This is a genomic window from Morganella sp. HSTU-ASny43, from assembly GCF_022819185.1.
Lineage (GTDB): Bacteria > Pseudomonadota > Gammaproteobacteria > Enterobacterales > Enterobacteriaceae > Morganella > Morganella morganii.
This window is the reverse complement of sequence record NZ_WSPG01000014.1, coordinates 1-23982: the sequence shown is the minus strand read 5'-3', so window position 1 is coordinate 23982 and position 23982 is coordinate 1. Positions and strand designations below refer to the sequence as shown.

At 42.1% G+C, this 23982-nt stretch carries 24 protein-coding genes; 13 read left to right on the top strand and 11 right to left on the bottom strand.

The window, feature by feature from the left end; all coding sequences use genetic code 11:
* Positions 1–95 precede the first annotated feature (95 nt).
* Positions 96–617 carry a hypothetical protein gene (locus GN208_RS09305; protein WP_219274461.1) on the top strand — a complete coding sequence of 174 codons (522 nt, stop codon included), beginning with the start codon at positions 96–98 and terminating at the stop codon, positions 615–617.
* Positions 618–660: 43 nt separating this feature from the next.
* On the opposite strand, the gene GN208_RS09300 is transcribed toward GN208_RS09305, so the two are convergent.
* The 9 genes from GN208_RS09300 to GN208_RS09260 all read right to left on the bottom strand — a co-directional run bounded on the left by GN208_RS09300 (position 661) and on the right by GN208_RS09260 (position 9513).
* Complete coding sequence (locus GN208_RS09300) at positions 661–1965, bottom strand: DUF6575 domain-containing protein (RefSeq protein WP_243828349.1); 1305 nt, start codon at positions 1963–1965, stop codon at positions 661–663.
* Positions 1966–2373 (bottom strand): hypothetical protein, encoded by a 408-nt coding sequence (locus GN208_RS09295; protein ID WP_117145814.1) that lies wholly within the window; start codon positions 2371–2373, stop codon positions 1966–1968.
* Positions 2374–2716: 343 nt separating this feature from the next.
* Positions 2717–4003, bottom strand: a complete 1287-nt coding sequence (locus tag GN208_RS09290) for an McrC family protein (protein WP_219274459.1) — start codon at positions 4001–4003, stop codon at positions 2717–2719.
* Positions 3996–6071 (bottom strand): AAA family ATPase, encoded by a 2076-nt coding sequence (locus GN208_RS09285; RefSeq protein ID WP_219274473.1) that lies wholly within the window; start codon positions 6069–6071, stop codon positions 3996–3998. Before GN208_RS09285 ends, GN208_RS09290 begins: the two co-directional genes overlap by 8 nt.
* A gap of 193 nt (positions 6072–6264) precedes the next feature.
* Positions 6265–6840 (bottom strand): hypothetical protein, encoded by a 576-nt coding sequence (locus tag GN208_RS09280; RefSeq protein WP_232959453.1) that lies wholly within the window; start codon positions 6838–6840, stop codon positions 6265–6267.
* A 1-nt stretch (position 6841) separates the two neighbouring features.
* Positions 6842–7537 carry a 5-bromo-4-chloroindolyl phosphate hydrolysis family protein gene (locus GN208_RS09275; protein WP_219274472.1) on the bottom strand — a complete coding sequence of 232 codons (696 nt, stop codon included), beginning with the start codon at positions 7535–7537 and terminating at the stop codon, positions 6842–6844.
* Complete coding sequence (locus GN208_RS09270; RefSeq protein ID WP_196551550.1) at positions 7524–7898, bottom strand: hypothetical protein; 375 nt, start codon at positions 7896–7898, stop codon at positions 7524–7526. The genes GN208_RS09275 and GN208_RS09270 overlap by 14 nt, the downstream gene beginning before the upstream one ends.
* Positions 7899–8417: 519 nt before the next feature.
* Positions 8418–8996: an inovirus-type Gp2 protein gene (locus GN208_RS09265; RefSeq protein WP_219274458.1), complete on the bottom strand. Its 579-nt coding sequence runs from the start codon at positions 8994–8996 to the stop codon at positions 8418–8420.
* Between the two features lie 277 nt (positions 8997–9273).
* Positions 9274–9513: an AlpA family phage regulatory protein gene (locus tag GN208_RS09260; RefSeq protein WP_048215604.1), complete on the bottom strand. Its 240-nt coding sequence runs from the start codon at positions 9511–9513 to the stop codon at positions 9274–9276.
* 453 nt (positions 9514–9966) lie between these two features.
* On the opposite strand from GN208_RS09260, the gene GN208_RS09255 reads away from it, so the two are divergent.
* The 12 genes from GN208_RS09255 (at position 9967) to GN208_RS09200 (ending at position 21682) form a co-directional block, all read left to right on the top strand.
* Complete coding sequence (locus tag GN208_RS09255; RefSeq protein ID WP_243828348.1) at positions 9967–11064, top strand: hypothetical protein; 1098 nt, start codon at positions 9967–9969, stop codon at positions 11062–11064.
* A 98-nt stretch (positions 11065–11162) separates the two neighbouring features.
* Positions 11163–12056: a GTPase gene (locus GN208_RS09250; protein ID WP_219274456.1), complete on the top strand. Its 894-nt coding sequence runs from the start codon at positions 11163–11165 to the stop codon at positions 12054–12056.
* Positions 12057–12341: 285 nt separating this feature from the next.
* On the top strand, positions 12342–13019 hold the full coding sequence (locus tag GN208_RS09245) for a hypothetical protein (RefSeq protein ID WP_243828347.1): 678 nt from the start codon (positions 12342–12344) through the stop codon (positions 13017–13019).
* A 95-nt stretch (positions 13020–13114) separates the two neighbouring features.
* Positions 13115–13936, top strand: coding sequence for a DUF932 domain-containing protein (locus GN208_RS09240; RefSeq protein ID WP_032437350.1), 822 nt, complete (start codon positions 13115–13117; stop codon positions 13934–13936).
* Between the two features lie 70 nt (positions 13937–14006).
* Positions 14007–14480, top strand: coding sequence for a DNA repair protein RadC (gene radC / locus GN208_RS09235; RefSeq protein WP_219274454.1), 474 nt, complete (start codon positions 14007–14009; stop codon positions 14478–14480).
* A 15-nt stretch (positions 14481–14495) separates the two neighbouring features.
* Positions 14496–14726 carry a DUF987 family protein gene (locus tag GN208_RS09230; protein WP_219274453.1) on the top strand — a complete coding sequence of 77 codons (231 nt, stop codon included), beginning with the start codon at positions 14496–14498 and terminating at the stop codon, positions 14724–14726.
* A 1-nt stretch (position 14727) separates the two neighbouring features.
* Entirely contained in the window at positions 14728–15060 is a 333-nt protein-coding gene (locus GN208_RS09225; RefSeq protein WP_219274452.1) for a type IV toxin-antitoxin system YeeU family antitoxin, read from the top strand.
* A gap of 34 nt (positions 15061–15094) precedes the next feature.
* Complete coding sequence (locus GN208_RS09220; RefSeq protein WP_219274451.1) at positions 15095–15415, top strand: TA system toxin CbtA family protein; 321 nt, start codon at positions 15095–15097, stop codon at positions 15413–15415.
* A 113-nt stretch (positions 15416–15528) separates the two neighbouring features.
* Positions 15529–16365: a DUF4942 domain-containing protein gene (locus GN208_RS09215; protein WP_219274450.1), complete on the top strand. Its 837-nt coding sequence runs from the start codon at positions 15529–15531 to the stop codon at positions 16363–16365.
* Positions 16366–16756: 391 nt separating this feature from the next.
* The gene (locus tag GN208_RS09210) at positions 16757–18031 is read left to right on the top strand and encodes an integrase arm-type DNA-binding domain-containing protein (protein WP_243828346.1); all 1275 of its coding nucleotides are present in this window, start codon (positions 16757–16759) and stop codon (positions 18029–18031) included.
* A 58-nt stretch (positions 18032–18089) separates the two neighbouring features.
* Positions 18090–20996, top strand: coding sequence for an RNA-directed DNA polymerase (locus GN208_RS09205; protein WP_061057569.1), 2907 nt, complete (start codon positions 18090–18092; stop codon positions 20994–20996).
* On the top strand, positions 20993–21682 hold the full coding sequence (locus tag GN208_RS09200; protein ID WP_243828345.1) for a hypothetical protein: 690 nt from the start codon (positions 20993–20995) through the stop codon (positions 21680–21682). Before GN208_RS09205 ends, GN208_RS09200 begins: the two co-directional genes overlap by 4 nt.
* A gap of 578 nt (positions 21683–22260) precedes the next feature.
* Here the strand turns inward: GN208_RS09200 and GN208_RS09195 are convergent.
* Both GN208_RS09195 and GN208_RS09190 read right to left on the bottom strand, forming a co-directional pair.
* A complete protein-coding gene (locus tag GN208_RS09195; protein ID WP_004234655.1) occupies positions 22261–23424 on the bottom strand; it encodes a DUF4268 domain-containing protein in 1164 nt (387 codons plus the stop codon).
* A 130-nt stretch (positions 23425–23554) separates the two neighbouring features.
* Positions 23555–23982: integrase core domain-containing protein (locus GN208_RS09190; protein WP_243828344.1), on the bottom strand; the 428-nt coding region annotated here is incomplete at its 5' end.

Genomic DNA, 23982 nt, shown 5'->3' with positions numbered 1-23982 from the left:
ACTGCTGACTTGTATAATGGCTCAAGACAACAAAAACTAAACAGGTTATTATGCATTCAACACATTAGCAGTTTGTATCATAGAGGAATATTAACGTGAGTAGCGAGTCAACTGAAATTGGATTTAATGGACGGCGACTTCTTTTATCTTTTGTTATATTTGTTTACATAATGACTTATACACTTTTTTCAATAAAGTACCTCTTTTTATCATGGGCTGGTGATTATGCGTTTTTGAATAATTTAATTCATGCGTCGGACAGTTTTGTTGCTAATGAAGAAATGAAGCTCGCGATCTTTACTATAATTGGTGCTTTATTCGGTGGGGCTACATTAGGTATTACTTCTTTGCATAAATATTCTGCTGTAACGAAAAAATTAGATATTGACCACCTGTGGGGATATTTGATGGCACCAATTCTATCTATTGTAATAGGTATACTAATTTTTTGTCTGTTATACAGTGGAATAATGGTTTTGAATGGTGGATCGAGTATTAATACAGCACAAGCTAGTGTGAAAATTGGTTATTTATCGCTTGGTGCAATCTGCTCTTATAACTGGGATGTATTCGTTATAAAATTGCAGAAGCTATCAAAACATGTATCAGATGAATAAAGAGAGCTTTGCTCTCTTTATTTCGTTAGTGTTTATAGAAATGTTATTTTTTTTGGGGCAACACATTCCCATTAACATAATGATCCTTTAACTGTCTGCACCATGACACTAATGTATTAGCTCTTCGTGGGATAGTATCTCCTGTAAGCGAAGGGCAGCACTTAGTTAAAAAATCTTCTGCAGTCCCTGGATCGATATCAGCAAGGCTAGTAATGTCGCAATGATTCATCCATGCCCAAGCGCACTCACTTGCTTCAAAAGCATTTGCTGTAATCCTGTATTTTGTTGGTAGATCTGAGAGGGCAACTCGTTGTCCCTGCGGTGTTAACTCACCATTGAACTCAAGTAATCCTAGAATAAGTGCTGAATGCTTATAATAATCAACAAGTCGCGCATTAACTTTTAATGTTTCTGCCGTGATAGGTTCGTTATTCCATTTGAGTTCGATATACAAGAAAACTTTCTCAATATCATTTCCTTGTGGCACTTTGATTGATGATATATATGTTAGTGCACGATGCTTAAGTCGTGATAAATAAATTTCAGCATCTATTTTAAATATTTTTATAGTGTTACTAGTATCAGCGGACGAACGTAATTCAAAATCAATACTAGATAACTCAATCGATTTCAGAAAGTTAAGGAATACCTTTATATCAATATCACTTTGAGTTAGTAAAGGTATTATATCCTTCTTATGGACCATAAGTGTCGATACTTGGTTCAAGAAACTTTCAAATTTAGTCAATTCTTCTGCATGCAGTGAAATGGCAAAAGAGCCATACCGTGCATTTAAAGCTTGCAGATTTCCCTTCACTCCTCGAGATTTATTGAAGCCGAGTACTAGTTCGCTGAATCGATCACATACTTGACTCACCCCCTCTAATGTTATGTTTTTCTTTGATTTTTTATTCGTTTTCGATACGATAATCTCATGTGTCGGGATGAGATTGTTTTCAAGCAAGCTGGGCGCATATATAACAACTCGTTTGACATAAATTTCAGGCTTTGGAAGGCTGATTTCAGCCATTTTGTTTTTGTGCTTAAAATGAATTTCCATTTCATCATCAGCAGAAAAAGGTATTTTGATATCGTAAAAATATTCCTGTTCTTGATGCTCAAGGATGTTACGTAAACTTATTTTTTCTTTTTCAAAAGCAATGATCCTTGCTTTTGAACACGGGATTACATACCAATTATCAAAATTGGCATCATCACCAATCCAGTAAACAAAAAAAGTGGAACCAGTTTCATTTTCTGCATAGAAAATTTTAGGTCCATCAAATTCAAGGTAAACATTTATAATCCTAAGCTTACCAAAAGAAGGATGACGGGCGAAAATATCCATTTATTTCACCTCGCTGAAATTCAGATGGATGTTACTGTTTTTTTTGAGCCATAGGGTTAAATGACCAGCCTCAAGCGTTTTTCGCATTTTTCCCATGTTGGAACTGACTGTCCCACATGCTAGTTTACGCTGTCCTAGTCCTTGTGGCAGGAACGCTATCGCTTCCAGTAATAATTCTTTGCTGGACCATACACTAGTTCCGTATACCGCTTGTTTTTTTTCAAGCGTCTCACATCGTTCATGCCTGTGAGGTTGTTCCTGATGCGTTGCTAAAAAACAGGTTTCTGTAGGCGGTATCGATTTTACAAACCGGTAGACAGTTCCTTCAGCGTCTACAGCATCTTCGGGAGGTAGCTCCAGTTCAGGAGGAAAGAAATCGGGCCAACTATCCTTATTTTCGTCTTTCATCTCGTGTTTTCTTTAACATGTTCAACATCAGATCCGGTCATGAGTGTTGGACCTGCATTATCCTAAAAAGATATCGAATCAAATGAGTGCCGCAGATGCATTTCGTCTGATCCAGAGAGTCACATTCTAGTCGCATTTTCTTGTTGCAGAAACTTTTTTAACACGAACAGTGGCTCTAAAAACAAGATTTCGATTACAAAAAATGTAAGTCAAATGAGGTTGTAAACTATGTGTGAAGCCAAGTAAGGTCTGGCCCTACAACGGTTCAACTATAGGGCAGGATGGCACAAGGGGGCATCCAATTCGAGAAGAGAAATGATTATCGCATGTTCCAAGTATGACTCTATAACTCGGAAACATCACCCGCCCACATCATCCTCTCACCGCGCTTTGCCGTTATCTTGTATGGCACAACCCATAATTTTAAGGTTTCCGAGAAAGCAAAATGCTGCTGTATCGGTTGGTTAAAGTCATCATGCGCGGGATAGATCAGGTACATTTCACCAGTTCCATCAAGATATTTTTGACCATAGGCAAACATTTGATAGAAGTCAGATTGTGCCAGTCCATACAATGATTTTTTTTGCTGGCTGCTATCCACCAGCTTCCATTTTGTATCCATCACCATTTGGGTTTTAACCGGTTGGCGCAATTGAATCAACAGATCAGGACGAAGTTTAAAGCAGTCGTTAGGTCCGTGTTTCACAAGGGAATAAGTGGCAGCCTGTGATTTAATTTTAAGGTGAGGGGGTAATTCGTCGGGGAGAGTTTGTGCAACAAAGGACTCAAATACCGCTTCCATAGGGAACAAAAGCGATATTGCTTTAGTATTTCCCTGCAAAGCACTCGGGCTCATGCCTGCCAGAATCAACTGCGCCCAAGCTATTGGTTCGTTGTAATGGGCCATACCACGTTCCAGACGTAAGCTGTTTAAGTCGCTTTCAATATCTCTACAAAGTGGAATACCTTCAAAAGCAAAGCGTAGTTCGTAAAGCAAGCGTTGATTCTCAGAGGAAAGCTTCAGGCTAAGTAGCTCATCCAGCGCGGAATGTAAGAGCCGATTGGCTGAACAATCCGGCAGATAGTCATCATAATCGACACAAAATTTATGACGACTTACCGCGTTATACCGTAACTGTTCGGAAAGCATCAGTTTGCCCTTCATAAAAGACAGATTACCTTGCTCGCTCACATAGTCGGATCGTAAACCTTGTTTAAGCAATTGACTGACGCTATGCAAAAACTGGCTAATAAAGATCTCAAGCAAAGGCATGCGCTGTGCCTGCAGAGTTGCCTGCTGGGTTTGGATATGTCGAAAACCAGGCAGGTGGCTTAGCATCGTGATGAATGTTTTTCGCGCACTCGCTTCCGTGAGGTTTTTACCAATCTTAGGCAATATTTCAAGTTGTATACCGTGAGGGGTTGAAAGCATCCCCGCGAAGTTTTGCACTTGAAGCAATTTGAAACCTGAACGAGAAGTGAGCTTGAGAAACTGGTTTCCCTGAGTACTGGTTAGGCTAAGAGCTTCTAAATAATCAAAGACTTGCTGAGGGACTAGTTTTGCGCCAACTGATGCCGCTTTTCCACTCCCTAACAGGTCATATTCAAAAACAGAGACCACTTCACTCATGGTTTACTGCCTGCTTATCAAGCGCGGTCTGCTGTGGCTGATAAATTGCGCGGTAAGCCTTTGGCATATTCCAGATCTCTTCATCAAATGCTTCGAGCTCGTAAGCTGTAGATTGCTGATCATGGCGTCGTAAATCATGGTTGTTACCAAAAAGCGTATCAAGATCGTCTGTTTTCTCAATCACGAATTGCAGGCTGTCGTCTTGTTTCTGGTTGTCTGCTAGCACCAGCCTGATCTTGTTCCAGTCATCGAAAAAGTATTCCTGCAACAGCGGAATGATCTTTTTCTGGAATGTGATCTTCAATTGTTTAAACGCAGTTTCTTCATCACCGGAATCGAGTGCATTTTTTACCGGCATAAAGAATGCATGTCCCAGTGTATGTTCACGATCGTAAAGCGCTTCGATGCGGCTATTGAGTTTCTCTAACAAAGGCTCGAGCTCTATGCCTTTAACCTTAGCTCCACTCAGTAAAGAGAGATCAGGCATCATCTCGACAAAGTCAAAACGACGGCGCAAAGCTGTATCCATTAGAGCTAAAGAACGGTCCGCTGTGTTCATGGCTCCGATGATGTCGACATTGGCGGGTACGCTGAAGTGATCACTGCTATAAGACAGTTGCAAGCTCATTGCATTGGACATACCCGCACGTTTGTCTACTTCAATGAGTGAGATCAGTTCACCAAAGATCTTGGATATGTTGCCGCGATTGATCTCATCAATGAAAATAGCGTAGCGATGTGCTGAATCGGCGTTAGCACGCTGGCAAAGGCGCAAAAAGATACCTGGCTCAATAGGGTAAGATATATTGCCACTCTCGTCAGAGCGAGCGCGGATACCTTCAATAAATTCTTCATAGCCGTAAGATTGGTGGAACGTAACCGTCGCAAAACGCTGGATGGCTTCGGCAGATTTAGGCCCTTGCTTTAACTCTTCATAGAGAGAAAGCAGCTCATCCACTTGCTCTAACTGGGATTCAACCAGGAACCATTCACTATCGACAGTTTTGTCGAAGATCGCTGGTTCACGGCGACCTTTGTAAGCAACAGTAGTTGATCCCGGTATAGTGAATGATTGCAACGTCGCCCAAGTAGTTTGCGAAAAGTTGCTACTACGGCCATTAAGTAGCGCTTTACGCTGGAACCATTCGTGTTCTGTCATTTGGCGAACTTTGGCTCGTTTACCAAGATCGAGCAGCACCAGCGTTATAACCTGCATCCAGTTCAACGATTCAAGGCGAGAATCCAGCCAGGCATCACGATCGGCTGGTACAGCATGAGAGGTGTACTCTTTCATCTTTTGCTGCAGTGTGAAGGTCTTCCCAGTACCCGGTGGACCAAAGTAAATAACGTTCATTGGTGAATGTGGGAGAATTTTAGTTTCAGTGAGTTCACTGCTAGCTGTTGATGTGATGCTGGATACTTTCTCCTGTTTCTGCTCATTATCGCGTTCGCGTAGTAACTCATAGAGATGCCAAATAGCCATATTCACGTAGTAGGGATCTGCATTGGGAGATTTTGCATGTATGGCTTGCTTCAATTCATGGTTTTTCTGCAGCCAATTTCCGTTAAGCTTCAATCCAAGGCTGAATTGCTTGTTCAGGAAATCCGCAGCTTTTGTAAACGCATTCTCATCAACGGTACTAGTGCATGTCCTAGGCGAAAACGCGGCAAAGACACGATTTCTCAAACTCCAATACATACGCTTCAGCAGCCCGGTTTCTTTGGCCTGCTTTAGAGCATTTCCAACATATTGGTAGGTAGCTTCATCCGGTTGCTGCCGAATACGCTCGGTTAGTTCTCTGAACAGTGGCAGGTTTTTCTGATATTCGGCTAAAGACGGAACACCCTGACGAATACTGGCAATACCATTACCCCGTTCATACCAAAGTCGCTTGATCAGGTCATCCGTTTCATGTTCTGCAAAGGTTGAGGTTTGCTGTAGCAGAGTTGTGAGTTCACGGTATCGTTTATCCCACTTGGAAATGGCATAATTTTTATCTTTGGCTAGGGTATCTATCAATCCGCTGAGCGTCAGTTTGCCTGCTTCGACACTATCTACAATATCCATCACGTATTTCTCCTGTTGTTAAACTACTAATTATTTGACGAGGGTGATGTGTTTTGACTGTTATGTGCTAATCAAACCTTCAGCAGGGAAGACCTCATTTTTTGCTGCACCTGTTTTTAATGTCCAAAGCTGTTTTTCTGTGGACTGATTCCACCTCACTGTCGACATTTTCAGGAAGTGTTTGTGAGTACGGTTATCCTTTCCAAGGAACTCGCCAGGTACTGCCGTCCTGCTTGCCTCTGTATGGTTCTCCGGCATTGCCACGTTCATCTGTACGGAAACATTTTTTATCTCCCTCGCAGTTAGCCCATTCTAAGTGGGAATTTTTGATTTGCTCATTAAGGGATGACAGTTCTTCTCTACGCTGCTGAATATCATCCAGCGAAGGTACCAGAAATAAAATTGATGCTATAAAAATCAGTATTAGTACTATCTGTGTGCCCAGGATAAAGAACCAGTTCCTAATGTTGAGGTTTTCAGCAGCTTGCTGATATTGTTCCGTCGCTCTTTCGGCCGCATCATTTGCATGTTGAAACTTGATACTCAGCAACTCTGCCGCCCTATTAGCGGTTGTTTCCGCTGAGTTGTTTAAATTGTGGGAAACATCAGCTTCCAACTTCTGAAGACGGATGTTCATCTTGTTAATAAAAGAAGCCAAAGCCGCCGTTGCTTCTCTGGCGTTCTTACCATCACGCTCTGCTGCCTCTCGCAGCTTTTCAGCGGCATCAAAGAACAATTGGACATCACGGTCCGTGAGATGTTTCTCCACGTTATCTCCCATAGCTCCACTCTCGCTCCAACTTCATTTCCAGTTCTTTTTCCATCTTTAATTCCTTTTCTTGTCTATATGTTATCCATTTTTGATGGGACATATTCAGTGCCATCAGATCCTCCAGCGCAACAAATTCCAGACCGCCGCCAGAACCCACAATTACGATCAGCGCACCGGCGCCTGTTTCTCCCACTCCTTGGCACCATCTAACAAGCTTCAGATAATCCTTCTCTTGTTTATCCCTTACATCGTTCTTCGACGAAATAGCGTCATCCGCCACGGACTCAATGAATCTCTCCAGTGAAAATGTTTGTTTTGAAGGTTTTTTTGTATCAAATACATCAAGATAAGGAGAGAAAAATGCTTCAACCCCTTTGAAAGGCGATGGTGCTGTTTCTACATACCAGTGAATCCTACGAGAAATACTCACCATTTCCTGCTGGTCTTGTATTGTTGGTAGCAGTTTCCTATATCGAGTTAACTCCTTTTTAGAATGGTTTCCCTGCGCCTTGAACTCGATAAGACGCAATGTACCTGGGAAATCGAGCAGGATATCACCCAGAGCTTTATCTTCCGGTGTCTGCTGCAACAAGCTGACAGCAGCAGGAAGATATCCAGACTTGAGTCGCCCTCCTATGGAAACGCCTAAGCCATAAAGGAAATTACCGATTACTACGTTTTCATATAGTTTCAAGGTCGTTCTGCTGGTTTTCAATCGCTATGTAATCCCTTTTATCCTCTACATTATTTACTTTTATCAAAACATTATCGAGGTAGCTATACGAATTAATATGTGAGATGTGTGACATCAGTCCGTTTATAGGAGAGCAGGTATCTATCATAGCAAGGAGGTAGTGGGCCACATGAAAAACCAGATAGTAAAGGTTTCTTAACTTAAGATATAGGCTAGGATATATATCTAATACTATTTTTGAGATGACCGGACCGCAGCAGTGGAAGCAGTACAGTTTCCAGAATGAGGGAGAGCGAAAATCTTCTGCATTGACCAGATTCCCCCATTCATCGACCGCGCATTTAGCAGGTTGTTGTTTCATACCGATACCTTAAAATTTTGCCTGGGCAGGGGATGCAGGTAAATCACCGCACCACTGGCCTTCTGGTAAAACTCTGCTGATGTGTTGCTGGAGACCTTCACAGGCCTGTTGAAACTTGCAGGTATCGGCAGAACTTGCCCGTCGGCAGTAGACCAGTGAGGCTTTACTTAACTGCTCAAGTGCTCTCAAACGCCAGCCACGCCGCTCGGCATCACTGCATCATCCAGCCAGGCTATCCAGGCAGATCCTTAGCCAGGTGATGTGTAAACGGTATTCCGCCACTTTTACCGCGATTGTGTTCTCTGGCTGTTTCATTTTTGATTTCCCTTGTTTGACTGGTATGAGAAATACCCGACAGGTGAGCTGCCGGGTATAAATGGAGTTGTGGAATTGTTGATTCAGTAAAGGTCGGAACTTCAGGCTTCCAGGGGCAGGTTCAGTCACGACTGCGAGGACATTATTTGTCGCCGTAATAACGGAGTTTGTACAGGATGCAGAGCCAGTTGCGTAGCCGTAGGATCAGGGGCCTGGCTTACGTGGACGCCCTGCCGCTGAGCGTGGGGGAACGTCATTGCAGCCGTATGCACACAAACCTTCTTTTTGTTCTTCCTTAGCCAGATAGCTCAGAACATGACGGATATTGTGAATGCTTTCCGGATCGTTATACCGAACAGGTATATTGATATTTCTAGAATGCTGCGGCCGATATTCACATCGGTGCGATACGCCGTCCCGGTGCGTTATTTCCTCCCAAAGTGTATTTGCTGTAAGGGCAAAGGGATAAGAGTGCTGTGTTTTTTGTCTGTCCAGCCAGAATACGACATGTGCATGGTATCTATGTCGTTCAGTCCATTCGACAACCCAGAAATAGCCCACCACACCTTTCTCTTTTGTCATTTTCTCCATTAGTTCACGCAAGTCATGTTCAAGTGTTTGGTGATTTAAGTGTGAATACCTGGCACTTTCCTTTTTGTAGAAAAAATCCATACGTAACGCCAAAAGGCATGCGTATCTGTTTATCATTTCATCGATGTGTGCATTAAGAACTGAAGCCAGAAACCAGTCTTCATTAAAGTTTTTGACGGTATTTTTGAGCATGATTATTCCACTGCTGATGATGAGAGAGGCCAGTGCAAGCACTAAGTTAATGATATTTCATGCAAGACTTTTCTTTAAGGCAATGCTGAGCTGATACTTAAATTAATTATTGCTTTAAAGACGAGACTGGTTGTTCCAATAGTATTTGCGAGGGTGTTTAAAAGAGATATTGACAATAAGCGGTGAATATAAGAATAAATGAGAGTGAGTATAATTATATTAAAAAACCTATATTAAATTACTTAACCTCCTGTGTAAAACACCAATACTAAAGGTTCTAACCTCGAGATGCTTGTATTCTATCCAGCATCCATTTTTCCACTTCGCTTTTTAGCCAGCGTGAACTGCGACCCAGTTTAATTGGTGCAGGGAACGCATTCTCTGAAATTAATCGGTAGAACCATTTATCGGTCATGTTTGTATAGCCAGTGATGAACGTCATATCAACGAGCTGATCATTCAGTAAAGATGTGGTTGTCTGGGTGCTGGATGATATCGGATGAGTTTTGTTTGTCATGGTAATGCTCCCGCAATTTAGTGTGAGTTCGGGAGAGGGCCTGTTGCCATCGATGGAGTAACGGGCATCCTTCTCATACGATCAGCTGAGGAGTAGAAAATTACATCAGCGGGTTCTCACCAGCTAGTCGTGCTGTCAGGACACAACGTGTCCAGCTCTGTAACGTCTGATAATAAGAACTGAACTGCCGTGAGCTACGTTCGCGGAGCATGTGACAATGTAGAACATAGTGAATGCCTGCCACAAATTTCTGTATGCTGTACAAGTTTTATGAATGACCATTTTTACCTGGCAAACCGCTGAAAATCCCTTTTTAAGAGGTTTGCGTCGATTTTACTCTTACAAAAAACTTACAATTTTCGAGCTATTTTCATTCAAAATAAAAACTTGTTTACTTCATAATCGATTCATTGTAAGTACTATTTATGGTGGATTTTACTACAGGAGGTAACGGTGAGTGATAGCGATAATGAGAATTATTATCTGAAAAGGATTGGTAAACTGGGCGCTGAAGAATTAGCAAGGCCAGAAGAGTCTCCTTATGAGGGAGGGAACCGCTTTACCAGTCCTGAGAGCAAATTTAGTGTCGATTCTTTGCCAGAAGACGAGTCTGCGCAGGCAGCTGAGGATTGTGATATTGAAGACAGGACAGGAGAAACGGCCTCAGGCAATCCGATATCTGAAAGCAGCAAAAACGCCACTGGGGCTGATGAAGCTATTAAGCGTTTGATGCAAAATATACAGGCTGGGGAAAAACGCAATGTTAAAAGTAAAAGTCTTCATGGTGGAGATTCTTCATGTCTACAAGACGTCGATTTAAAGTGGTTGAAGGGGGCGGTTAATTCACGTGCTATTTTTTGGTTTTGGGCGTATATACGAAAAGCCTCTGCGCGGGAGCTTTGTTTACCTGAAAACACTGCGGGGTTAATTCCGGAATGGGATCGAAAAGAGGAAAACTTATACTCTTTTTTCAGACTCCCTGGTAATCCAACTAGTTCAGCTGAAAGAAGCCGGGTGATTATTACCTTCATGAATGAACTTTCTTGTTCCCTCAGTCCAGAACAAAGTAAGAAAACATTCGATTATATTCGTGGTATCTGGCTTGTTTTTAATAGTCAGGTTCAAAGCCCTAAATGGTTAAAGAAAAATGATAACGAAGCCATTGAGTGGGCGTGGTCATATTTGTCAAGGAAAAAGGATATAAAAAGAAATGTTCTGTCATGGTTCAAACCAGCAGATCTTAATGAGCGATATATTGGTGTAATGGGCGCGATTGATTGCTGGGCCATCCCGAACAAATTGGATGTGGGAAATTATAGAAAATTTCTGGATGACAAAGATGCACTTCTAAAAAATATGAGGGATTCCTTTAAGCAACGAAAAAGAAGGTCTGGAAAAAATGATTTGACAATCTCTGCTAAAGCCAGCAAGGAATTATCTGAGTTAGCAGTGGCACTTGATAAAAAAGAGATTAAAGTTATTGAAGAACTTATTCATGATGAGTATCTAAGATATAAAAACAAGCTTTTTGATTACAAAAAACCATCCTAAATAGGTAACGATAACTCCAAAAAATATAACGCCTACATTACTCATGTGAGTTGCCGGGAGAAAAATTTCCCGGCATAGTTTTTTCACAGGAGTAAATCATGCCTCAAATCCCCGATCCGCAGGATACCAGCGATGCGGTGCGTACCTGTCTCAATCTCTTACCCCGGCAAGCTACTGAACGTATTCTGTTCCGCCTCAAGGAGGCGATTAACTATGAACCCGTTATAGGCATCATGGGCAAAAGTGGTGCGGGCAAGAGTTCATTATGCAACGCGCTTTTTCAGCAACCCGTCTGTCTGACCAGTGATTTGCTAGGCTGCACCAGGGAACCCCAGCGTCTGTTACTCACCGTTGGTGAGCGCAGCATGACACTGGTGGATTTGCCTGGGGTGGGCGAGACACCGGAATACGACGAGGAATATCTGGCGCTCTATAAGGCGTTGCTGGTAGAGCTGGATTTGATTATCTGGGTACTGCGTGCCGATGACCGTGCCCGGGCAACGGATATCACGGCATACAGGGCACTGATGGAAGCCGGTGCCGACCCTTCACGTTTCCTGTTTGTACTGACTCAGGCCGACCGCATTCCACCCCTCAGCGATGGTGAGCCCTGGCAGGCATCACCTTCTTCTGAGCAATGCCTTTCACTGGCTGCAGTCAGTGCGCAGGTTGCCGGTCAGTTGCCGTCCTCTTTCCCGGTCATGGCTGTCTCTGCACATACCGGCTATAACCTGCCCGCCCTGGTGGAGTTGATTGTGCATGCCTTGCCCGTACAGGCCAGCAGTGCCGTGTATTGCCAGCTGAAACCAGAGCATCAGACCCCGGACACTGTCGCCGCTGTACGGCTGCAGTTTGGCGAGGCAGCGGGTAAGGCTTTTGACTCGGTGATTAATCCTGACCACCTGCCTTCTGTCTGGACTGCTCTGTTAAGGTGTCTCCGACAAAAATTAGTGCAACTTGCCACGACATTATGGGACCGAGTATTTGGCTGAAATCTGCCGCTTTACCCTCTCAATTACCACATTCAAAAAACAGTATATTGATCTGTAAAAACGATCGATAATAGAATATCGATCGTTTTTATCTATTAAAATATCGATGTATAAGCCCCCTATTGATCGCTTTTACCTATCAAAGCAAAGGGATATTTCTTTCTCAAAAGTGTTCATGAGCACGACGAACAGGGACGTTGACGTGATGGTCTGGATACAAAGATGCATCAGGCTCTGTGTACCACGTCCCCCGTTGCCGCTTCTGATTCATTAATAAGGTGACATATGAAAATTCAGACCGTGATTGCACTTGTTTTGTCAGCTATTTCGGTTTCTGCTCAGGCGGGTAACTGGGCTGTGAAAAACGGCTGGTGCCAGACGCTGACCGATAATGGTCAGGCACTGGTGATGCTGAAAAACAACACCATTGGCATCTTTGGTCAGTTGCAGGGCTGCCCCAATGGCCCGCAGGAGCTGATGGGGAGTCGCATCAGTGTAAACGGCAATCTGGTACCCACATCTCAGTTGTGCAACCAGCAAACAGGATTTAAGGCTGTTGAGGTTGAAGGTGGGCAGGCACCTGCAGCCGCCAGAAAGGCAATTGCTTCGATTGCAGGTCAGGAAACATCGACCCTTCAGGTCTTTGGTGCGCAACTGACATTCACCCGTGGGGACATGATGACGGTCTGCCCGAAACACGTATCTGGCCTTGCTGCCAGTGCCGGGAGTCGAGCGCCGGAGATTAACAAAGGCTCAGTCATGAAAGCGGCCAAAGAAGCGTACACGAAAGAGTATGACCGTGACACGGCTGAGGCCGCTGATTTTGGCAGCTACAAAGTGGAGGGAAATACTGTGGTTTATGAGGTCTACAATGCCGGGTATCGTACCTACGATAAGGTGGTGGTGACCGTTGGTGCTGATGGTAAGGCCACCGGTGCCAGGGTTGAATATATGGGGCAATAACGTCTTATCCGCCACGCTATTTTTAATGTTAAAGGCCATGTTCCTTCGGGAGCGTGGCCTTTTCTTTTTATACCGATAAACGCACAAAGGAGTGAATTATGCGATTAGCATCCCGCTTTGGTGCGGTGAACCTTGTTCGCCGTGACCGTCCCTTAACCCGTGATGAACTTGCTCACTATGTTCCCAGCGTGTTCAGTGAGGAAAAGCATGAATCGCGCAGCGAGCGCTATACCTGCATCCCGACCATCACTCTGCTGGATAACCTGCAGCGCGAAGGTTTTCAGCCGTTCTTTGCCTGCCAGACCCGTGTGCGTAACCCCGACAAGCGGGAACACACCAAACATATGCTGCGTCTGCGCCGCGAAGGGCAGATTACCGGTAAACAGGTGCCGGAAATTATCCTGCTTAACAGCCATGACGGTTCCAGTTCATACCAGATGCTGCCGGGGCTGTTCCGCTCGGTCTGTCAGAACGGACTGATTTGCGGCGAGAGCTTTGGAGAGGTGCGAGTGCCCCATAAGGGTAACGTGGTGGAAAAGGTTATCGAAGGGGCTTACGAGGTGCTTGGGGTGTTTGACAGGGTGGAGGAAAAACGCGACGCCATGCAATCACTTATGCTTCCACCACCAGCACAACAGGCACTGGCAAAAGCTGCACTGACATATCGCTTTGGCGAGGAGCATCAGCCCGTGACGGAATCACAGCTATTGGCCCCTCGTCGCTGGCAGGATGAGTCCGGAGATCTCTGGACAACTTACCAGCGTATTCAGGAGAACCTGATCAAAGGTGGTTTGAACGGTCGCAATGCAAAAGGAGGACGCACACATACCCGTGCAATTAAAGGTATTGATGGTGATGTGAAGCTGAATCGCGCGCTGTGGGTGATGGCAGAAAATATGCTGCAACTCGCCTCATGAAGGATATCCCCGTGTTTGTTTATAGCCCTGTAGCTGGTTGTTACGGGGCTTTTTATTTTAAGGAGCCACCATGTCCGAACTGAATTTACCTTCGGTCTTCCCGATGAATGAGCAGCGTACCATCCGTCGTGCCCTGCGATTACTGGAGAAATATCAGCGGCAGCCCGGTGAGTCGTTCCTTGCCGCTAGTTTTGCTAAAAATTGGTTACAGCTCTATTTGGCAAAGCAGGAGCGCGAAGTCTTTGTTGTTATTTATCTCGATAATCAACATCGTCTGCTGGAGTATGAAACACTCTTCCTCGGCACGATTAGCCATACCGAAATCCATCCTCGCGAAATTGTGAAATCTGCACTGCGTCATAATGCCGCTGCGGTGATCGTCTCTCATAACCACCCATCTGGCATTACCGATGCCAGTAAAGCTGACAGAGCCATTACGTCCAGGATTATAGAGGCGCTGGGTCTGGTTGATGTCCGGCTATTGGATCATTTCATCATTGGTGATGGTGAAGCTTTGTCGTTTGCTGAGCATGGATGGCTATAAGAAGAGGAAGGGCTAATGAAAATCATCAGTAAGCTTCAGGCGATGGCAATTTATCGTCTGCATCCTGAATCCCGATTATTTCGCTTCTGTACCGGGAAATATTGCTGGTCCGGGAGCGTATGCCATTACTACGGTCGTGAAGTTCAGGATATCAATGGTGTTCTGGCTGTCTTTGCCGAGCGACGCAAGGACCGTATGTCTCTCTGCGCAGCGTCACTCTCAATTAACCTTATGAAAGGAGCTTAAGATGTCGAATAAGACACAGGCAGTGAATGACGATACTGTCGAGCCCTGGTGGGGCTTGAGTTGTAACGTCATCCCTTGTTTTGGTGCGCGTCTGGTTCAGGAAGGTAACCGCCTACATTACCTGTCTCACCGCGTCAATAAAGCGGATTTGCTCCATCTTGACCAGGCATTTCCTGTTCTGCTGAAGCAGGCGGAGCTCATGCTTACTAGCGGCGAACTGAATCCCCGACACCAGCATTGCATCACTTTCTATGCAAAGGGGTTGACCTGCGAAGCGGATACGCTGGGTTCCTGTGGTCACGTCTATATCTCCATTTATCCTACTCAACGCTAATTAACTTTAGAACTCACTTTTACGAGAACAACTCATGAATACTTTACCTGCAATAAACCAGCGGGCTGTTCAGACATGCTTATCACCCGTGGTTGTCTGGCAAATGCTGCTTGCTCGACTACTTGAGCAACACTATGGCCTGACCTTAAATGACACGCCGTTCAGCGATGAGGCTGTTATTAAAAGACATATCGAAGCTGGTATCACGCTTGTCGATGCCGTTAATTTTCTGGTGGAGAAGTACGAGCTGGTTCGTGTCGACCGCAGGGGATTTAGCTGGCAGGAGCAAGCGCCGTTTCTAACCGTTACCGATGTTCTCAGGGCCCGGTGTGCTACCGGATTAATAAATATTTAAATTCCTCGAGTTTCTTTCCAGATTTTTACATCTGCACTTTCCCATCATTTTATTCATTGCATAATGCGCCTGCCACTCCCGGCAGGCATGTTTGCTTTTATGGATGATTGACGATGCAAACAGAACCTGATGTATTAACAGAAAATAATGAACTCATCTGTTCGACCAATATCGAACGAGTAGTTTCTGGCCGCGATGCAGCACTGCTGCAAATTGAACAGCTCATACAACAGCTTGATGCCATTTCACGATTAACCTCAGAAGTTGGCGGTGGTACGGCGCAAGACTGGGCGATGAAAGCTGGGCACCGCTACGATAGTTGGCTGACTGAAAAGGTGGATAAAGCGATCCCTGCTGTCACCCGTAACATTGACCGTAGTATCTGGCGCGATTTGATGTTGAAGTCTGGCATGATGGCCTTGATGGATGCGCAGGCTCGAGACCAGTGGCATAAGAACCTGGAAGAGGGCGATCTTCCTGCTATCAGTGAGGCGAATATTTTCAGTACTTTTAAACAGTTACATCTGAACAAAATGGAAGTCTTTGAGCGCGGGATTATTAACGTCTTCAAAGGCCTGTCTTGGGATTACAAAACCAACAGTCCCTGCAGCTTTGGTAAGAAGATCATCATTAACAATCTGGTGACGCATAACCGCTGGGGATTTAGTCTTAATTGGGGTTGGCGGCGGGATCAGTTGGCTGACCTAGAGCGGATGCTGTTTTTACTCGATGGCAAACCAATACCTGACAACCGTGGTGATATATCTATCCGATTTATGGAACATATTCGGGATAACCCGGCTAAGAATGCTTACGAGGATGAATACTTCAGCATCCGCTACTTTCAGAAGGGAACAGCCCATCTGACATTCAAGCGTTTGGAACTCATAGAAATGATGAATGACATTATTGCGAAACACTATCCAGGGATGTTAGCTAAGCCCAACTGAAGTGGAGAGTTTCAGTTGCTCCCTGCTAATGAAATTGGCTAAAAAATGGGAGTACATACATTTTTGTAACTCATTGATTTTAAATAACTGCTAACTAAAATTGATTGAGTATACAAGTGAGTATATAGACTAAGTTGAGATATTTTTATATTTAATTAATTCAGTTGATTAGATTGATTTGGCGAGTCCGGCCTTCGCACCATAAGAACATCAAGAGACGTCAATGGACGTCTTTTTTTGTATCTGAAATCCCAGTTTTACAAGGCTTTTCCCCACTTTTCAGTCTTCCCAAGTATACTAAGGTCAACCCACATCAAGTACCTGCTGTTGGTATATGTGTTTGGTATCTCTCGATTCGATAATAGTTTGTACCAACAGAAGGAGATAAATCATGGCTCTTACTGATGCTAAAGTCAGGGCTGCCAAGCCTTTGGATAAATCGTATAAATTGACCGATGGTGATGGTATGCACTTAATGGTACATACCAACGGCTCAAAATATTGGCGCTTGCAGTATCGCTTTGGCGGTAAGCAAAAAATGTTAGCGTTGGGCGTTTACCCCGATATCTCACTCGCAGAAGCGAGAGAAAAAAGAGATGCAGCTAGAAAGTTAATTGTGAATGGTTTTGATCCCAGTGAAAAACGCAAAGAAGTTAAAGAAGAGCAACAGAAAGAATTTAATACATTTGAGAAGGTTGCTCGTGACTGGCATGCAACGAATAAGAAGTGGTCAGAAGGACATAGCCATCGCGTGCTAAAGAGCCTTGAAGACAATATCTTTGCTGCTATTGATAAGCGTAATATTGCTGAGTTAAAAACTCGTGATCTCCTTGAACCCATTAAAGCCGTAGAGATGTCTGGACGTCTTGGGGTGGCGGCACGTTTACAGCAACGTGTGACAGGTATAATGCGCTATGCCGTACAAAGCGGTTTAATCGACTATAACCCAGCACAAGATATGGCTGGTGCAGTTGCGACAGGTAAACGAGTCCACAGAGCAGCCTTAGAACTTAAACGCTTACCTGAGTTCTTACAACGCATTGATGATTATAAGGGAAGACCTTTAACTAAACTTGCAGTCAAACTTACCTTATTAGTCTTTATTCGTTCCAGTGAACTGCGTTTTGCCCGTTGGGATGAAATCGATTTTGAGAATGCCATGTGGACGATCCCAGCTGAGCGTGAGGCGATAGAAGGGGTTAAACACTCTCATCGCGGATCAAAAATGCGTACTCCTCACCTAGTACCTTTAAGCCGGCAAGCCATTGAGATCTTAAAACAGATCTATCAATTCAGCGGTAACCACGAGCTGATCTTTATCGGCGATCATAATCCTAGAAAACCAATGAGTGAGAACACGGTTAACAACGCATTACGAGTGATGGGTTATGACACTAAAACGGAAGTGTGTGGTCATGGTTTCAGAACAATGGCATGTAGCTCGTTGATTGAATCAGGGCTGTGGTCGAAGGATGCGGTAGAAAGGCAAATGAGCCACCAAGAGCGTAATTCAGTAAGAGCTGCTTATATTCATAAAGCAGAACATATTGAGGAAAGGCGCTTGATGGTGCAGTGGTGGGCTGACTTTCTTTTCGAAAATACTCATGCTTTAATCACTCCATATGAATTTGCAAAAAAAGTTAAATACCTTAACTCCTATCAGTAATATTGATGATGCTTTCTTGATTTGACCTAAATTATCCTAAGCAAAGGAATAATAATTAATGATTACTAAAAATATAGTTATCAGTGCATATAATTGTCTTAAGTCATATGCTTATTATGAAAATTTTAATTTCTTTTTAAAAGCAGAAGTAGCTCGCTTTGAAAGTACCAAGTTTTTATCAAAAGTAAAACGAATAGTTGAATTTTTTGAAAGCGATAATACAGATTTCAGAAAATGGCTCGATAAAATCGATGTTGAACTTTTGCCAAAGAAAATTGATAGTCATTTAGATTTTGAACAAAGAAGCGGAGCCCTCTTCTTAAGTAATAATAAAACAGCAGATGATTATAAAGTTTGTGCAGTGAACTATTTAATAACTGCTCCGATGGAAATATATATTATCGATACATTATGGTCTATTTTTGTTGGATCTATGCTTGATGATAATTTTTCGGAATCAGTTTACGGAAATAGGATCTCTAAATCAATAAAGAAATACTCTAAGGAAAATGATGATAGCAAAAAAATAAAAGCTAAAAATATTTTTGAAAGATACATTGATAACTATAATAGATGGAGAGATGGTGGGATTAATAAAGCTATTGAAGTTATAGAAAAAGATCGCAATGATGTTGCAATATTATCACTTGATCTCAAAGGCTTTTATTACAATATTTATGTTGACTTTGATGCTATTGATGCATTAATAGAAGAGCATCAGCTTGAAGAAATAAAAGAACTATCATTATTTCTTAATAAAAAATTAAAGTTAATGCATGAAAAATATAGAAATAAAATATCTCCTTTTATAGAGGAAACTCATCCGGAATCAGCTTCAAAGGGGATTCCAATTGGTTTTACATCCTCCGCGATATTGGCTAATTGGTATCTGGCTAATTTTGATAGAGATATTAAATCTAAGATTAATCCTTCTTACTATGGCCGCTATGTAGATGATATTTTGTTTGTTTTTTCTTCGCCTAAAATTGAAATAGAAGATAGAGGTAATGAGGTTGTTAATTTTATTAACAGAAGTTTAAGCGACTTTATAATTCCTACTGACGATCATAAAGGCTTCAAATTGACGTCAGAGTATCATGAGTTACCCATTCAAAAAGATAAGCTTATCTTTCATTATTTTAATAAAGATCATAGCCTTGCTGGATTGCAGGTTTTTAAGCAAGAAATTGAAAATAGAAGTAGTGCTTTTCGCTTTTTGCCAGAAGAGCATATTTCAAGTGATCTAGATAAGTTTGCATATGATATTCTATTTGATGGTTCTGTTAATAAGTTCAGGAGTATAGTTGGTCTGGCGGAAAATGAAACAGAGCTTTCTAAATATATATCCTCTCATATTTTAGCTCATAGATTATGTAATTTACCTTCTAACGAACATACCTTAAAGCAAATTACATTATTCTTTAAAGGTGAAAATGGATTAAGGTTTTGTCGATTGTGGGAGAAGGTTCTTTCATATACCTTAATTACAAGGAGATATGGCTTTTCAATAATGTTTTATAAGCAAGTTATTGAATTAATACGCAAGGTCAAATGGTATAGAAAAGATGATGGTAATGTAAGTGATAGAAATAATGAAGTTAGTGGTTTGGTAGCTGATAAGTTAAAGCAGGGAATTCAGAAATATATAGACATTTCACTGTGCTTAAATCTCGCATTGCTAGATTTAGATGTTTTGCTTGGGGATGAAAAACCACGAAATAGAAGTTTGGAAGGATTGTGGGATTTAATAAATCAGCATGATGAAATGCCCTTGATGATAAACAGATTTAGGAGAAGTAATATGATTCGCCATAATCTAGTTTCTTGGCCTTTAGCTAATTACACCAATTATGAAGGTGATCTTACAGAAGAAAATTTATATAGTAAATTACATGGCGTTTCACTGTCAAAAAGAAAGATTAATAAAACCCCAAGATATATCCATGCTGATGAAGAACAACTATTTGAATTAATCGATGCTTTGCATACCAATACTTTGAATGACTTTACAGAGGAAAATAAATATCATGAGAAAAGTTGCTCTGTAGAAAGTATAAAAGACAATAAAGCACTGGAGATAACGATCGATGTTGACGATGCTAAACATAATGACACAATAAAAATTGCTCTTGCAAATATGAAGGTCGAATACAAAGATATTGAGAGTGCATGTAGAAAAGATCAGTCGCCAAATTTAAGCTATGAGCGACAGAAAAATCTTTATCGTATTCTTAATTCCGCTACTGATGAGAAGGTTCAAATATTACTTCTTCCTGAGTTATCGATACCTGTTTCTTGGTTGCCATTTATGGCTGCACATTCAAGAAGAAAGCAAGTTGCTTTAATATTTGGTCTTGAGCACTGGGTGGTGAATGATCGTGCGAATAATATTTTGGTTGAGATGTTACCTTATACTTCCCATTTTAAGCATAAGTTCAGTATGTTGACATTCAGAGTTAAAAATCACTATGCACCAAGTGAAATTAAGATGCTGACATCATTGAGGCTGGGTGTTTCGTCTCCTGTTCCTGATGAGCAAAAATATCATTTAATAAAATGGAAAAATATATCGTTTTCAACGTATAACTGTTTTGAGTTAGCAAACATTGAACATCGGGCACTTTTCCGCTCAAAGCTTGATATATTATTTGCTAGCGTATGGAACAAAGATATTAATTATTATCAACATATCACTGAATCAGCCGCTAGAGATTTACACTGCTATGTTGCGCAATCAAATACATCACATTATGGTGGTTCGTGTGTTCTTCAGCCTACTAGTAGTACAATTTCCAATAAAATATATGTTAAAGGTGGAGAGAATCATTGTATTTTAACAGCTACGTTAAATATCTATGCGTTACGTGAGGCTCAATATCGCTCATTTAGGATAGATTCGGATTATATCAAAGATAATCCTCCAGGATTTGATTATGACGAACTTTTAGCTCGGGGTGGAAAATGAGTACTTTTTGGGAAGGGCTTCTGTCATCTAGCATTTCTTTAGCTGTCATTGGCTTTGTCTGTAAAATATTTTTAAAACATATTGTTAAAAGAGAATTGGAATCCTTTAAAAATAAACTGAAATATGAAAGTGATATAAAGATAAAGGAAGAAGAACGTAATTATGATATTCGGAAGACAAGGGATCTTGAGATTGGTCGTTGGGGACTAACTTTACTTAGTGCTGCGAATGGTTTTTTAGGTCGATTGTGTTATATCAAAGAACAGAGGGGACTTTCATCAGATCAATATATTATTGATAGCACAAAATTCTATTTGTGTCAGTACCTTTTCTGGGCTCAACTTTTTAGAAAGAATAGAGACTCTTCTGTTTTTTCCCCAACAAATGATGAGATGCTTATTACCGAGCTAATTAAAAATATTTCAATCACTTTACGAGAGAATACACTCGGTTTGCCTTGTATTCGATCTCTTGAACAGCAGTACATTGGCGATAGTCTCAATATTAACGGTGGGTGTATGACCTACAAGGAATTTATAGACGTCAACGTGTTGAGTCAATATTCAGCATTAAATGATTTTGTTGATTCTATCCTGAACGATAACAATAAAGAGTTTATCAATATAATCATTGTGTCCTTTCAAGATTTGAAATCTGGATTTGAGGCTACACTGCAAAAAAAATGATTTTACTTCTGGCGCGCAATGCTTCCCCCTCCTCGCCTGCCCGCTTTATGTATCGGTTTTAATGCAGCTGCGTGGAGGCGCTCAGGCCACGCCAGTGCTGGTGTGACGGGGTGTGAAAAATTCGAATATTTAAATGCAAAACCATGCACCGTAGGCGTGCATGGCTATTTTTAAAATATTAGCGGGTATTTTTACGGTTTAGTTCTGTCTAACGACGCGAAAAAATCAGGCTTTGTTCTGGTGAATATTTTACCTGATTATCTGCCTATGATGCTTTGTCTGGCTAAAACCTGATAGCAGTCAAAATATCCTTGTCATCTTCTGCGTAATCAATATTAACTCCGCTGACCAGATAAACGGATGCTATGATGTTTTATTATTATGTCTAAACCAATAAGTTTCATTGTTGGTTACTAAGCAGAGATTGGCTAGACTATGAGGGCATACGTATTATATTAACGAACTGCTGTTAGCTTTTTGTGCTCGGAATGATTGAAGATTAGGGGAGGTGATATTCCTCCGTTTTTACTCCAAAAACTAGCAAAACCTAATTTGTCTAAATCCTTCTCACCTAAGATTTACTCTTCTTCACCTTCTGTGATTAGGCCACTCTGTTTAAGCTGAATCGAAAGTTCTGCAAGAGGCTGCCTTAAAGCAAGTTCTAATTTAGACATATTTTCAATCATCCAATTTATGATGGTTGGCCATTGTTCTTTATCCATGCCATCAAAAGATTGAAGGAAAACTATTTGGCAACTTTTTCGTTCTGGTAATGGCCTCCATTCTAATGTATGACCAAAGGTATGCTCAATTTGTGATTTTTGTTCGAGTAAATGTTCAAATAGCCATGTGTTTTCTTGGGCATCAGCTCGGGAAAGATTGAGTTGTACTCGAGCATCTTTTTGCGAAAAAATCAGCTCATAAGGTACTCCACTGAGACCTGATCCCGCCGCTAACCAATGATCTGTTGATGGTGAGCGATTATTAAAAAGGTCGCAGCGACTGCGACGAAACTCTTCTAATGCCAAAGTCCAAAACTCACGTCGTAAGTAGTGGCGCTGCTGAAGGTCATTACCGGACGATTGTTCTTCTGCTTCTTTTTGTGCCATGCCGATCATGAACGATTCGGCTTCAGGAGTTGGGATAACTTGTCGAATATCGATAAAGACATCGTTACCAAAGCAATAAGGGGTTACTTTAAAACATTGAATACGAATATTAAATTGCATCAGCCATAATGCGGTATTAGTCACTTCTTTGCGAAAGTGTGCTGCTACCATGATGACGCGTTGTGTACCTTTGCGGTTAAGTACAACTTCACGTCCAATAAATTCAATAATGATTTCAGATGCTGAGCGTGTTTCATTTGGTTCATACTGGTTGAGATAGCGCTGAAATATGTCAATGATACTTTCTTGACGTAAATTAGCACAATACCCCGCATATTTTAGTGATTGCCACACCACATCACGGCCTGAATCATCAAGCTTATTTTCAATGATCACCAAATTACCATCTTTATCTAATGCAAGTAGATCTAAACGCTCTTTAGTTTCATCAAATCCCGCAAATTCTTTTTGTATAATTAACAGTTCATCGTTAACTTCTTCTTTTTTAGTTAATGCTTGCGGATTTTTAGCTAACCATTCTTGTAGATGTTCACGCTCACGGAAACCTAAGCTACTGAAAGACACTTCTTGTAAAGAGTGTAAGGTGTTTTCCTGTTTATCGACTTTATACATGAATTGCCTCTTTTAGTTCTTTTCAGTCTTAGGTAATGTAATTTCGCTGATCTCTTCCCAAAATCAGCGCCAGGTTAAATCAGAGATCCGGACCTTTTTGATCTCTTCCCAAAATCAGCGCCAGGTTAAATCAGAGATCCGGACCTTTTTGCAGACTTCGGATGAATTCCTCCGGAGTCTGGTTATTTAATGAGGAATGGGGTCTTTGCCGGTTATATTCCTGCCGCCAGCACTCGATCTTTTCCTGCGCATCTTCCAGCGACAAGAACCAGTGAACGTTCAGACACTCGTCACGGAAACTACCATTAAAGGATTCGATTAACGCATTGTCCGTCGGTTTTCCGGGCCGGGAGAAGTCCATCGTTACCCCGTTTTCATATGCCCATTTATCCAGCGCCTTTGAGATAAATTCGCTGCCGTTGTCGGTCTGAAACCGTTCCGGAACGCGGTGCTGTAACTGCTTCAGACGCGCCATTACCGTAACCACATCGTCACCCCGCAGACCCTGTCCAACTTCTATCGCCAGACATTCACGACTAAAATTATCGACTACAGTCA